At 42.6% G+C, this 14,913-nt stretch carries 8 protein-coding genes; all 8 read left to right on the forward strand.

Features of this window, described 5'->3' with window-relative positions:
- The first annotated feature begins 3 nt into the window (after window positions 1-3).
- The 8 genes from AC1DYB_RS02770 (at window position 4) to AC1DYB_RS02805 (ending at window position 14,911) form a co-directional block, all read left to right on the forward strand.
- Window positions 4-2,889, forward strand: coding sequence for a hypothetical protein (locus tag AC1DYB_RS02770; RefSeq protein ID WP_477432206.1), 2,886 nt, complete (start codon window positions 4-6; stop codon window positions 2,887-2,889).
- Between the two features lie 2 nt (window positions 2,890-2,891).
- Entirely contained in the window at window positions 2,892-4,367 is a 1,476-nt protein-coding gene (locus AC1DYB_RS02775) for a contractile injection system tape measure protein (RefSeq protein WP_477432208.1), read from the forward strand.
- Window positions 4,361-5,734 carry an ATP-binding protein gene (locus AC1DYB_RS02780; RefSeq protein ID WP_477432210.1) on the forward strand — a complete coding sequence of 458 codons (1,374 nt, stop codon included), beginning with the start codon at window positions 4,361-4,363 and terminating at the stop codon, window positions 5,732-5,734. The genes AC1DYB_RS02775 and AC1DYB_RS02780 overlap by 7 nt, the downstream gene beginning before the upstream one ends.
- A 13-nt stretch (window positions 5,735-5,747) precedes the next feature.
- Complete coding sequence (locus AC1DYB_RS02785; RefSeq protein ID WP_477432212.1) at window positions 5,748-6,899, forward strand: eCIS core domain-containing protein; 1,152 nt, start codon at window positions 5,748-5,750, stop codon at window positions 6,897-6,899.
- Window positions 6,900-7,358, forward strand: a complete 459-nt coding sequence (locus tag AC1DYB_RS02790; RefSeq protein ID WP_477432214.1) for a hypothetical protein — start codon at window positions 6,900-6,902, stop codon at window positions 7,356-7,358.
- A 118-nt stretch (window positions 7,359-7,476) separates the two neighbouring features.
- Window positions 7,477-9,135 carry an eCIS core domain-containing protein gene (locus tag AC1DYB_RS02795; RefSeq protein ID WP_477432216.1) on the forward strand — a complete coding sequence of 553 codons (1,659 nt, stop codon included), beginning with the start codon at window positions 7,477-7,479 and terminating at the stop codon, window positions 9,133-9,135.
- Window positions 9,136-9,248: 113 nt separating this feature from the next.
- Window positions 9,249-14,354 carry an eCIS core domain-containing protein gene (locus AC1DYB_RS02800; RefSeq protein ID WP_477432219.1) on the forward strand — a complete coding sequence of 1,702 codons (5,106 nt, stop codon included), beginning with the start codon at window positions 9,249-9,251 and terminating at the stop codon, window positions 14,352-14,354.
- Entirely contained in the window at window positions 14,354-14,911 is a 558-nt protein-coding gene (locus AC1DYB_RS02805; protein WP_477432221.1) for an imm11 family protein, read from the forward strand. Before AC1DYB_RS02800 ends, AC1DYB_RS02805 begins: the two co-directional genes overlap by 1 nt.
- Window positions 14,912-14,913: the final 2 nt, after the last annotated feature.

Consider the following 14,913-nt stretch of genomic DNA (forward strand, 5'->3'; position numbering starts at 1 on the left):
ATTATGGGTAACGTACTCGACAACATAAGTAAAGACAATACCCGCTTTACTATTTTTGAAAACGACCAGGTTTTAACTGCCGATCAGTTAAATGATTTATTTAATTACCTGGATGTGCAAACCCGGTTAACCCGTACTCAGGCAATCGGGGTTGGTATAATTACGGGTTTAGAGATAGGGGTGCTGAGTAATAAGCACCTGGTGGTTTCAAAAGGCGCCGCCATAACCACAGATGGAGACCTGCTACTGTTTCAAAACGACCAGGAGTTTGATCAGTATGATACCTTTGAGGATAAGAATGCAAAGTACTCCTACTTTCATCTGGATACAGATCAAACTATCCCAATGTTTCTGCTTAGCAACAGCCAGTTGGTGGGGGCAACTCCCGGTAAAAACTTATCAACGCTCGAGGATACAACGGGCACGGTGTTTAAAGATTATGTGGGCATACTTTACCTGGAAGATTATGATAACGATCCGGATCTGTGTACAGGAACTGATTGCGATAACAAGGGCATGGTAGCTGTTAAGGATCTTAAGGTTTTGCTGGTTCATAAAAACAATGTGCGTACGCTTTTACAAAGTATGCCGTCAATGAACAAGGATTATTTCGCGCTCGATGATCTAAACATCCCCAGGGTAACAATCAGCACAGCAATTGATACCTACGCCGAACTGAATGCCTCTTTTAACAATGTACTGGCGGTTAAGGATGATATAAAGAATAAATTAACAAAGGCCTACCAGGTATGCCAGCTTATTGTAGAAGATGAGTTTGACAGCGGCGACCCAACCACAAACTGGGGTACCTTGCTTGATCAGTATTTTACCGCTGCTACAACCACATCTACCCAGTATGTATATGATTTTGCCAGGGATATAAGCTATGCTTATAATGAAATGCGCGAAAGCCTTTTTTCTGACGATATGCTAAGCTCTCCGGATGTTGACCTGTTTCCAAAACATGTATTGCTTGGCCTGGTTAGGGATGCAACAGTGAAAAATCCAATTATTACGTTGCCTGGTGTGGGCGGACCAACTGGTATCGGGTTGCCAATAAGAGAATTGCCACCAATTAACACTACGGCAATAAATAATTTGCTAAACCCGAGGGCTGCTTTACTCAGCAATATACGTTTTAATATAGGCGTCCTCATTCGCAGGTTTACCCCGGTATTAATTGATCTGGAATACCGCCACCATTTTTATGAGTCACCTATATTAAACAATAATGATGAATCTGATGAGCTTACCCGGTTTTGCTTTAAGCGGATACATAGTATGATCACTAATTTTAAAGTGCCCACTGCCGTCGAGCTTCAAAACCTTGACCAGGGATTTAAAATTACACCAAGCTTTTATGAAGATGCTGAATTAGGTAAACGAAGTATTCCTTTTTACTATAGGTTCAATCCAAATTTACCATTAAACCTTTACTGGAATTTTAAAGCAAATAACCGCAAAAGGGAAAATAAAATACTTTCTTATTCGGCCAGTCAATATGCCCCAAATGATGCGGCAACTTTTAACCCGTTATTGTTTAATATTCTGCCCTATAACTTCTTCAGAATTGAAGGGCACATAGGGTTTAAATTGCCCGATGTTGAGGCTGCACTTAACAGAGTGATCTTAGCTAATAACTTGCCAATAAATATTCAATCTGTTCAGGTTGAAAAGAAGCTGGAAACCATACCCGGCAGGCCATGGTATTTTCCGCATTTATATATGTATGAAAAATCAATAAAAAGCACTTTTAATGATAGGTTGGATAATGCCGATATTGTAAATGATAACCTTCAGGCTAAAGATCAAACGGTGCCTGTTACCGAGTTTAAAACAGCAAAACAAAGCGTGCTTGATAACAGCCTTGAAATTGCTAACCCTAAATTTAATATGCTGAGTTACCGTGCTGCCATATCCAATGTAGTCACCGCAGCAAGCAACGTAAAAGCTCAAACTAAACAATACACCTTTTCAAATGCAGCAATTCCTCATGATTTTATTCTAAATTCTGATGTTATCAGGAAAACAGATGTTATTTCGGGTATTTACCAGGACTCCGTTGTAAAGAAAAAAACAGGGCTTATGCTGGGTAACTTTATGAAAGACAATCCGGGGCTTGAGCATGCCGGCGGGGTTTTACGCGGAGGTACATTTGTATTGGTATATACCGCCGATGATCAAAATGTAATAGCAGATTTTATGTTACCATACGCCAACATTGATAAGGATGTAGTGCCAAATCCGCCGATTTACACGCCGTTGCCCTTGCCACTACCAGAAGGTACGCCATTCATTCCTAAATTTCCAATTGATAACGTATTTGAACTTAAGCCAACTTATGTGAAACATTTTGAAGCCAATATACTTCCGTATGCCAAGGAAGCCGAACTTGATGGTGTAGTAAGCCAAAAAGTAGCATCTACAATTGATCTTAAAATGGCTGTCACCAATGCCAGAATTGATGGCATAGCTCCGCAGATAGCAAGCTTTAATTCCCGGTTGGATGACAATTCGGGGCTATTTAAAACCGTTTTGAGTAAGGGTACTCTTAACACCCTTCCAACTGGCGGTTTAACTTTTGGCACCCAGAATCTTACCGCCGATGTTACAGATCTTCGTCAAAAACAACTTGTCTTACAGCAACTTGCGCCTGAGGATCCTACAAGAGCAGAAAAGGAAACAGAGGTCTTAAAAGCAGCGGATATTGTAACGACGAAATTAAATGATCCATCAGTTGCGGCTGATCCTAACAACGCCGAAGCGGTAAAAAGCGTTTTAGCTGATGTGCATGGAGCTACAAGCCTTGTTCAGGATGCTAATTTGCAGCAACAGGTATCCGCGATAACTACTCGAGCTAATGTTATAACCAGGAGCTTTATCAGGTAATTGTGGATGGGGATGTAATAATTTGTAAGCAAAAGATCAGGATACGGGCCTGTAATGAAAAACTTGCGTTTAGTTGTAGTCAATATATCAATGAAATAGCCAATACAGAGCTGCCAAAGATGTTTGAGCGGATCTTTCATCAAACTGTTCGATCAGACAAAGTTTTAAAAATAGATTCAATTAAAATTGATATTGGATCGTTAGCCGGAGATGAGTTTAACGATAACTTTATAAGAATAGTCGAGCAAAAGATCATCAACGAGCTGGTAAAGCAATTTGAGGCAAACCCGCAAAATACACAAGCTCCGGAATCTGGAGGAAACGACCAATGGGCACAGCATGAGCCGGTAGCTTCGTTACAATATGTTTCCCAAAGGCAACAAAATAGCTCGGCACTATTTTACTTTTTAGAAAACGGGAATTACCCCTGGTGGTATAAAAAAGAGCAGAGACAACCCCCTGCCGAACTTCTTGCCGGTCTGGATGCTGCCGAACAAAGTAACCTCCTGCTTAAGCTCATATCCAAAGCACGTAACTCTTCGGCAAAAGATGTTGAACAGTTGGTAAAACGCCTGGTTAATCATCTTGATGACTCTGCTTATAATAATTACATCGATCAAATTGTAGGCTTATTTAACAACGCTGCATTTAAGGTAAATGTAGATATACTCCTTAAGCAGAAAGAGCAATTTATATCCATTTTCGGCATAACATTAAAAGTATTTCATGAACAGGTGCTAAGCTTTGTTTTGCTACATGCTGATGAAGGTAATTTCTTTAAAGCATTTTTAAACCAATTGATGAGTTTATTTCCGGTTACTAAAAATGAAATAACAAACAGGATCAATGCGCTTGATTTAAACCTGGCTTTCCATGAATCATTAAAAGGAAATATTGATACCCTAAATGGATCGGGCGATTCTTCTGAAACGTTGCTCAATCAAAAAAAAGCAGTACGTAGTAGCCAACCCGATAAGTATGATTTATATATTGAAAATGCAGGCCTGGTTTTGCTTCACCCGTTTTTACCAGCTTATTTTCATGCATTGAAGCTTACTGATCAAAATGATCAGTTCATATCTGCAGAAGCGCAAACCAAAGCAGCTGTACTACTTTACTATCTGCAAAGCGGTGACGAGAATTATAAAGAATGGGAAATGGCGCTGAATAAAATCTTATGCGGACTGCCTGCCAGCGAAGTTATTGTAAACGGCATCGGGCTAACTGAAGAAGAAAAGGAAGAGTCAAGGTTATTACTCCAAACTGTGATTGGTTATTGGGAAGCCTTAAAAGGATCAGGGATTGCAGCTTTACAAAATACCTTCATTTTGCGGGAAGGAAAGGTAACCTATAAAGATGATTATTGGTTGATACAGGTTGAACGAAGTGGCTTTGATATTTTACTTGACCGCCTGCCCTGGGGTATTGGTACAATAAAACTTCCATGGCTTAAAGAGTTAATTTATTGCGAATGGTAAGTGAATCCCCGGTGCTAAATAAGGACGCGTATCATTTAAACGCGTCAGCCCTGCTTGATGAGATCACCTGGTTTCAAAATGTACTTCAGGCGCGCCTGGAGGGGTATTGGGGTGAAGCATCAGCAACAGATTTAGTTTATAGCATACCCCCGCCTGAATTATCAGCGGGGCGCTCTGTTTATTATGAGTTTGTTGATTTTTATAAACTAACATTTTCTGAAAGATTGGTACTAATGCTTGCATTATTGCCACATATTTGCCCGCAGGCGCTTGATGTATTTTTTACCCGCAATCAAACTAAAGATCGCGGTAGTACTGAGTTTGGGGGCTTGAAAGGAACAGCACACAGCGGCTTTTTGCCAACCGGCGAAACAGCTTTGTTTTTGCTTGCTGGCAATGACCTCAGCAAGCGTTTTAAGGCTCAGCAAATATTTGATACTGATCATTTATTTAGGGTTCATAATATTTTATGGCTGGCTTCTTCGCCAGCAAATGAACCCATATTTAGCGGGCAGCTATTGATTAATGACGAGTATGTAGATTTGTTTACCAGTGGCACACTTCGCAGGCCATCGTTCAGTATGGATTTTCCTGCCAAGAGGATCACCACAACCCTTTCCTGGAATGATCTCGTGCTTGAAAGGCACACCATGGACCAGTTAAATGATATAAAGATTTGGTTGGAGCATGGTAAAACACTCATGAACGAGTGGGGAATGAAAAAGCAATTAAAACCAGGGTATAAAGTATTGTTCCACGGACCGCCGGGTACGGGTAAAACACTTACTGCCGGGCTGTTTGGTAAACTTGCAGGAGTTGATGTATACCGGGTTGATTTATCAATGGTTGTTTCAAAATATATTGGCGAAACCGAAAAGAACCTCGAAAAGGTATTTGTTAAAGCGGAACACAAAAACTGGATATTGTTTTTTGATGAGGCAGATGCTTTATTCGGCAAAAGAACAGCCATTTCTGATGCTCATGACAAATATGCCAACCAGGAAATAGCCTATCTGCTGCAACGGCTTGAAGACTACAACGGCCTGGTGATATTATCATCAAATATGCGCAGCAATGTTGATGAAGCTTTTGGTCGCAGATTGCAATCCGTTATTTATTTCCCTGTACCCAAAAGTCATGAACGCCTTTCACTTTGGCAAAATGCGTTTAGCACTAAAACCACATTATCAGATGATCTGGATTTAAGTGCCATTGCCGATAAATATGAAATTGCGGGCGGTTCAATTATAAACGTTGTTCAATACGCATCACTTATGGCCCTGCATCGTGGTGAAAGTGTAATACGTCAGCCTGACGTATTAGAAGGTATAAGAAAAGAATTCAGAAAAGACGGAAAGACAATTTAAAAAGGAGGGAAGTATGTTTGCTACAGTTAAAAATACAGGTATTCAATCAGGCCCCGGATCATACAACAATGAGAAAACAACCATAGGGAATGATCTTTCTGTTCAACCTAAACTAACGGTCGGAAGTTCTGATGATCATTATGAAAAGGAAGCCGACTCAATGGCCGACCACGTGATGAATACATCCGACAATAACTTTATCCAACGTAAATGTGCTGAATGTGAAAAAGAAGAAGAAGTGCAAAGGAAACCATTGGCCGGCGATGTAACACCACTGATTCAGGCAAAAGGAGATGGAGGTGTTGCAGTAAACGAATCGACCTCAAATTCAATTAAATCGTCTTTAGGCAAGGGTGAAGCTCTTGATCAGCAAACAAATTCATTTATGAGCAAGCGTTTCGGTCATGATTTTAATAGTGTGAAAATCCATTCAGACGGCGAATCGGCTAAACTTAGTAACGATTTGCATGCAAAAGCGTTTACTGTAGGAAAGGATATATATTTTAATCACGGCCAGTATCAACCAAACTCAAACAACGGCAAATATTTGCTGGCCCATGAATTAACGCATACTCTTCAACAGAGCAACAGCGCTCAGAGAGTGCAAAAGTTAGATCTTTCGCTGCATTCATTTAGCAAAGGCACATGTGGCGAACGAAATGTTCAATGGGTATTTGCATTGAGCAGTCCGGCACCGGATGATGGTTACCTTGTTCAACATATCAGATCATTAGAGACCAAGGCCGATTGTCCGTCGGATATTAGTTATACAGAATTAGCGCCGAAATTAGAGTTTTGGGAAGCCTGGAAAATAAATAAAGGTGATAAACTTGACTGGACAACCGTTAGAGATGCCTGGACAGATGGAAGCACCAGACCGGCGCAGCCTAACACCAGCGGAACACAAACTTCTTTAGGAACCATTAAATTTTTTACCAAGGCTGTAACCGGAGACCTCGGCGATTTTAATGTTGCACCTGCCGGAAGTAGCAGCTGGGGACCTGGCAAAGAGCCAACAAGCGGCGCCTTACCCTCAACTAAATCCGAACCTTCATGGTTTAACGGTGCTGCAACAGAAGGGCCATCTTCGCGCTGGGCAAGTTCCTGGTGGAATTGTTGCGGTGAAGAAAGTAAACATTTTAATAAAGTTGATTCAAAGCCATAAATGGAAAATGTAATAAGCCAGGCAAAAGAACTCATAAGTAAGTTAAAGTCCTGGAAAGACGGGAATTTTACAGACGCAGACTGGGCCTTATATTTTGAATGCGCCCTGCTTATACAAAAAATGGATTCGCATGATATTATTCATCTTTTTGAAAATGAACGTGTAGTATTTACGCATAAGGATAATAATGATGTGTTACAATCACGGCTATTTATTCTTTTAAGAATCATTTTTGACTTACCTGTCCACGCAGATATTTCATTAAGGAGATCTTTTAAAGGCTGGGAAAACTGGCCCGATGAAGACGAAGAAAAGCGAGTAAACCTAAGTTGGCCGGTTAATTGGAAAAATGGTCAGCCTTATATCGAAGATTCTTACCAGGGCTCAATGGGTAAGCCCTATGCTTTGATAGATGAATTTAACTACTTCAAAAGCTTATTTAAGTATCGGAGTGTCTGAAAGATTTTAACCGACGCGGCCCTATATCGCCAGGTGATGGAGGATAATATGATTTGCATATTGCGTCCCTGTTTTAAAATTGTAATTTTTCTTAGCTATATAATTTCATTGATATTTTGTGAAGGAAGTTGCTGCTTCAGAACCCGTTGCTACTCCTGCTGCAACCGTACAGCAGCAAGATTTGCCACAAAACGATGTGTCGCTTGAGGGAAATGTGGCTGGCCCGTTCCTTCAGGCTAAATTAAGTGTTGGCGCGCCTGATGATGCGCTTGAACATGAGGCTGATAATGTTGCAGACAAAGTGGTAAATATGCCAGAAAATTCATTTATTCAACATAAAACCCATTTTAGTGAGGGAGGAAAAGCACAGCTTAGCCCACTTACAGGATCTATACAAAAGAAAAATGATATCAGTGGTACAGCGGTGCCTGGTGATGTCGGCCGGCAAATTGAATCATCTAAAGGTGGTGGTAACACCATGGATGAGGGAACTAAAAGCTTTATGGAAAGCCGTTTTGGAACCGAATTTTCTGACGTTAAAATTCATACGGGAGCTGAATCGGGCCAGCTTTCAAAAGCATTAAATGCACAGGCATTCACCGTAGGAAAAGATATTTATTTTAACCAGGACAAATATAATCCTGGTACCGATAGCGGCAAAAGGTTGCTGGCCCACGAGCTTACCCATACTATTCAACAGGGAGATGTGCCGCAGTCAGTTCAAAGAGATACAGATGTTGTTAATATGCCGCCTATGACAATAACTGCGGGAATGCCAGATACAAGTTCGTTGACTACTCCGGTTCCGGCAGGTAGCATGACGGCAGGCCGGACACAGGCGGATATTGAGTTAAATAGCCAGTTACCAGAAACTGTTTTACCTTTTACAGCCGGCGGATGGGATGGAAATGATATTGCCAACAAGCTGGGGCAGTATGATCGTATGCCGGGTACCGATAGTGATACCGTTCGTTGTGTGCAGGCAGTGGCATTAATGAGCCATATTTTAATGGGGCCGGCTGCTGCAATAAGTTACCTATCTGCAATTTCGCTGCAGGGGCTTTTACAGGCGCCCCAAGTTGGTACAAGGGAACGAACTGCTATGAGAGTCATTGATTTTGTTAAATCAAGAATTACAAGCAGGCAGGCTACTTATGGTAATATGTATTGGGCAATGGAGGCAGTGCATGACCTCTTTTTTGCTGATAATGCCGGTACACCTGCAGCAAATGCCAATACAGTTCGTAGCCAGATAACCCCAAGTCTTGATTTGTCTCAAAATATGGTAAATATGGATGTTTGGTGCAATAATAGGGCCGAGGTGTTAACCCAGGCATCATCACTCAATCCAGGTGAGCAATTAATGCTAAATACGTGGGCCGTAAGCTTTAATTCAACGTTTGATATGGCAGGTTTGCCAACTACACAACAAACTGGTACAATTACCCAGGTTGATGAACAGGGCCGTAATCCCAGAAATGTATTTATTAGAAGGATTGATGCATCGCATAAGCCCAGGGCAAATCAAATAGACAATAATAGAGATAGTAAAGCAGGGCATCAGATGCTTATTTATAAAGATTCGGCAGATAGTCACATAAAAATGTATGAGCCGGAAATAACAACGTCTGGTAAGCATTCGTTCGATCTCACGGCAGATCCTTCGGTAATTGATACTTCACTCTTTAGTGATCAGCCCAGTTTTGAATTATACCACTATGTTCAAATTTGGGGTAAAATTGTTCCATCTTCCTTAACCACTCCATTTAATCCTTAATCAACATTTAAAGAACAAAAAATTTGGAGTTCTTTAAATATTTATACGGCCTGTATCTTACAGGTTAAATGGGGAGTTAATTCTATTGTATCTTCTTAATACAAAATATTTTAGTGAAGGAAAGTGCAGTTACTGAGCCCGTTTCTACCCCTGCTGCAATAGTTCAGCCACAAGGCTTGCAGCAACATGACGTATTACCTGTTGAAACCGGATCCGGTTTATTTTTTCAGGCTAAGCTAAGTGTGGGGGCACCGGATGATCCGCTGGAAAAGGAGGCGGATGATACGGCTGATCATGTTATGCGTATGCCGGAGTCATCATTTATCCAGCGAAAATGCGCCCATTGCGACGAAGAAGAAAAGATCAATAGAAAGGAAATTACATCAACTCCACAATTGGTACAAAGGGACGGTGAAAATGGAGAAACTCCACAGCCACCAGCGCCAGCAACACAGCCACAACAAGCTACCCCGCCTGCTCCGCTTCCTTTTCATTTAATAAATCCTGCAGAACTTCAGCTGCGGGTACCTTCATTACCCCGAATTTCGCTTTTTCCAACAAGGCTGCCATCTACAGGGGTAACCACGCTTTCCATGTCAGGTTCTACTGCAATCGCTGCGCCGGCCAATGCTATTGACTGGTTTGCCATGAACCGCCCTTTTTGGAACAGGGGCGCCGGACAGATATCGGCCGGTGATTACAGCGCCATTGAAACCCATTGGAATTACTCCTTCCAATTTTTTCGCTCTATTGGTGCTTCTGCCGGCCATGCAACTTTCTTCTCAAATTTGCTGGTGCCCATGGCTATTGATTCTTCATTGCAAAGGGATAATCCCACCTGGTGGGAAACCACTGATCGTGAGTTGGGCACATCATCAAAAATTATAAGTCCAACTTTACTTCGTTTTGATCTTGATAACCTTTTTGGTACCATAAGGCCCATCTGGGATCCGTCCAATCCATACCAGATCCAGCGTAAAAGTGAAGCATCAGCTCCCGGGGTTGCCAGTGAAAATACAACTTCTCAGATCAACTCTTCCAAAAATAGCGGTAGCCCGATGCCTGAACGTACCCAAAGCTTTATGGAAAGCAGGTTTGGGTACGATTTCTCAGATGTAAGGATACATGCGGGTAATGATGCGGCAAATATGTCGCGCGATTTAAATGCCAAAGCATTTACAGTAGGGAATAATATATACTTTAACCGTGGAAATTTTTCGCCGGATACATCTGAAGGAAAACAACTGCTTGCACATGAGTTAACCCATACCTTACAGCAGGGCGGAAGCAGTGTAAAAAAGAAACAAGTGCAGGGGAGTGTTTCCGAAAACTTACGAACTAATCAAACGGAATCGTTTATTCAGCGAAAATCAAACCATGCTGAGGCTGTACAGTTAGAAACAAGTTCCGCATCTCAAACCGAAATTAAACCCGATGTTGTCGGCCAAAAAAGTATAACCGGCTCGCACACGGGTTATGCTGCTCCGCCACCTGATAATACACCAGAAAAACCAACTTCAACCCAAAATATAAATATCCAAAAGAAAGAAGATTTTAGTAGTATGGGTAAATTCAGTACCCGAGCCAATTTTCTGCAATCACAAGCCATTCAAACAGATATTGAGCCAGGAAGAATCCCTGGGGTTAATTTCATCCAACGAAAATGCGCCGCATGTGAGCAGGAAGAAAAAATACAACGTAAAGAATCTACGGGATTTTCCGCTGCAATTCAGCAACCTCAGCCAGTTGCAGGTGTCAATAATGTCTCAAATGCCCCCAAACAGCATATTCAGCGAAATTCCATTACTTCCGCGTTGGGTAGTGCCTGGGATGCAACCGGTGGTAGAGTTGTATCCGCTGTAGGCGATGCGGCATCGAGCGCAATTGAGTGGGTTGAAGACCAGGCCGAGAGTATCATTGAAAGAATTGCTCCTGGTTTACTTGATTTTTTGAGGGGCGATATTATTGATAATATTAAGAATTTACTGGCGCGTGCTGTGGATGCTGCAACCGGTGGTTTATTCAGCAGGTTACAGGCCGAAGGTTTGCAGGGCATACTTGAGGATTTTATAAGCAGCTTGATTGATACCGTTTCTGGTGGTGTTGAACGGGGATGCCAGGCTTTTGCTGTACTGGCTCAAAAGATACTTGATTTTATAAGATCGCTTGGTGGTGCCGCCCTACAGCGCATCCGCGCTTTTTTTCAGCAGGTTGGCAGTTTGCTATCTTCTTTCTGGAACAACTTTGCCCTGCCAATATGGGATGCTATTAAGGCTGTGGCCGGCACCGTTTGGGAATGGATTACCAGTACGGCCGCCTGGTTATGGGAATTGATAAGGCCCATACGCGAAACTATTGCAAGAGCCTGGAACTGGCTGATGCGGCAGTTTGGCATTGCCTGGCGGGCAGGGGGCTCTGTACTTGACTGGATAAAAGGAAAGGCTGAGCAAGCCTGGAACTGGCTGATGGAAGCCATAGAGCCAATTAAAACCCCGCTTATGGTTATTGGCGGTATACTGCTTATGCTATCGCCATTGGGGCCGGTTGTAGCAATAGGTGCCGGTGCCTATGCTATTTATCGTGGTGTTCAATGGGTTCGTGCCAATTGGAATAGTGAAGTTTTTGTTCGCTTCAGGGCATACCTGCAAGAAAATATTCTTGATGTAATAACCGCCGGAATTGAAACACTTAAAGATAATGTTGTTGGGGCCTTTAACTGGGTGGCAAATACATTACTATCACTGCAGGAACCAATAGTTACGCTTCTTGAAAATATTGGGGCTATTGCTGTTTTCAGGTTTATACAGCGTGGTATTCAAAGTTTTGCAAACACCATTAGGCGGGTAGTAACCTGGGCCGGTGCAAGGCTTACCGAAATTGGGCACCACATTATTAACGTAGCCCGGGATATATGGGAGTTTATTCGCCCATATGCAGAAATTGTTGCCAAACTGGCTTTCCTGCTTATGAACCCATGGCTAATTCCTATTGTATTGGCAGCCTGGGCCTGGAGGGTATTACCAGATTGCTTTAAACCGCCTATCATCAATTTTGTGATCCAGATTATGATAAGTGCGTTGCAGAATTTGCCAAACTTTAAGCTCTTTGGCGATACCTGGCCAGGTGTTAAGTTGCAAATTATTCAATTTTTGCAAAGAACCCTGGCAACTGAAGAAGAAGAAAAAGTTGCTGCTACAAATAGGGTAGCTCGTATGGTTTCGGAACTTGACCTGGAACTAATTAGCAATCAGATTCAAGCTGCACGTTTAATGCCAGGAGAATTTGAAGGGCAAATGGAAGAAGAGCTTTTAGGAGCTGATTTAACAGTCCCATTACCATTTGAAAGAACTGAAGAACCTACGCTGATACAGCAGGTGCAATCATCAGGAGTTGAAAGTGAAATTGCTCCCGAGGATATGAGCTTATTCCAAAAAAGCACGTATACCCAAAGTGATATAGACGTTGACCAGGTAGCGCCGCTTGAGCTTGAACCTGAACTGGTCCAATCGATTTTACGCAGGACCGGTAGTACTGGAGGCGAGGTGGAATTTGGCAACTCAACAGACGGTACAAGAACTGTTCATGATATATTGGGAGGAATGCTTCCGCAAGATGGAGCTTCAGGTGCCGGTGGGGCAGGTATTCCGGCCGTAGGAGCAGCCCCGGATTCGGGTGATGTTGCCCAACCTGCCGTTGATGCGGCTCCGCAAGGCCCTCCACTATCCCGCGAAGAAGAAACTGAAAGCCGACTCCAGGAAATGATGGCCCAGAGTGAGCAAAATATGCTTTCGCAGGCCTGTAACGCATCCCAGGAGCATGCGGGCGGACAGGCAGAGCCAGCAACAGCATTTCCAGAAGCTGCTAAATTTGGTCCGCTCAGCCGCGGTCAGCGTGCACGCTACACTTTAAACCAAATGTATACCGGTTTACGAAGGTGGTTTAACTGCAATAGCAGCTGGCTTATCCCAACTATTATTGGGACTATTGTATTACTGGTTGTTGCCGAAGTTTTAACCGGCGGCGCGGTTACTGCTGCATTACCTGTTATCATGGAAGCGATTACAACCATTATGATTGGCGTGGCTGTTGTAAGAGGAGCTTATTACCTTGGTGAATATGTTTATAAATCCATAGCTGGCGACATTATAGGAGCAGCAAAATCGTTAGCGCGTTCAATTGCTGTTGCTGCCGTTGAAGCCATTTTTGCACTGCTTGGTAGTGATGCGTTTTGGAAATCATTAAAGTCTGGCGCGGCTGCTGTGGGGCGGGTAGTAGCGCGTGCCGGTCGTGCAATAGGGCGTGCTTTTCCAACACTTGGCAGGGCCGGAAGAGCCATCTTATCTTCCATTCATGCGGTGGTGGAAAGGGGGCGGTTGATTATGCGCGGAATAGGTGAGCGCGCCGGCAGAGGTATGAAAACGTTGGATGAATTTGCTGAAAGATTGTTTTCACGAGTTCGTTTTAGAAGGTTCAGGATCAGGTTTGAAAGGCGGAGGTTTCGACTTGAAGGATACATTAACCCATGGATACTGCTGGCAACAGGCGATGTTGAATTTATTGAACGTGACGAGTTGCGTATTGTAGGCGCTGCTGATGAGACAGTGAGATTAGGAGACGATGTATTTATACGCGGGGGAAGACAAAGAGGGATTGTTGTTGGGGTTGAAAGCAACCCGCGCCAGTTTATTGACGACATTAATTCCTTATCACAAAATGCCAGGAGAGACCTGCAGCGCGATTTACGACGGGCAGGGAACAGGCAGGCGCGTCGTGCTGTTATTGAGATGCGGGAGAGTACTGCCGAGCTTAGAAGGGGAATTGCAGGCTTGCAACCAGGTAGCTTTCAGGCTCACCATGTTGTTCCCAGAGAGTTAAGGACAACTTTTCAGGATTTGTTTGATAGGGTGATTCCGCCATTTAATATTGAAGATGGTTTGCGAAACGGTATCATGGTTCCGCCGGATGCTGCTACTTTAGCCGATGCTGTTTTAACCAACCCGAATGTTGCAACACAGTTTGGTAATAGTGCTTTTCACCTGGGATCGCACCCAAATTATACTTTACTGGTGGAAACAAGGTTAACTTCCATACGTTCAAGTTTGCATGCCGGAGCTATAACTCCAAGTCAGGCACGTGTATTAATAGATGATTTGATAAGAGATGCACGTGCAAGCATAAGAAATGGCGCAGGTGTGAGTTTAAATAACATAGTATTTTAATGATGGTTTACAAACAACTTTTACCCTGGGTAGATGAGGGCGTGTTAGAATTTAACGAGTTTGAATGCTCTGCCTCATTTAGTGAGAAAATGTATAAGGGAGTACCTATAAATGATGAGCCATCCCCAAAGGTTTTCATTAAAGACCCCTCCAAAAAGATACCCGATTTTTTATCCGGGATAGGAATGGTATTACCAGTTACTTCGGTTAAGGCTACAAACTTTTTTAAGGCATCAAGTGACGCAGAATTTATTCAGTTTATTAAACCTGAAATAATTAACTATGAAAAAAAGGATGAGTTCACTATTTTAAACATTTTGCAAGTACTTGACGCTTTAGATTGGGACAAATCAGATTATGACCTGTTTGATGAACCTGGTCCCCAAGGTAATAAAGTGATAAGGAAAATGAGAAAATTAATTTTAAAAGAAGATGTAATAAACGGCAGAAATATTTTTTACCTAAAGGAGTTTCCTGCAGTTGTTTATATATCTGAAGAACTTGAAAATGATATGATAAAATCCGGAATTAAGGATTTCAGAACCCTCCCTGTTTAAAA

It is taken from the genome of Mucilaginibacter sp. P2_A4, assembly GCF_056405015.1.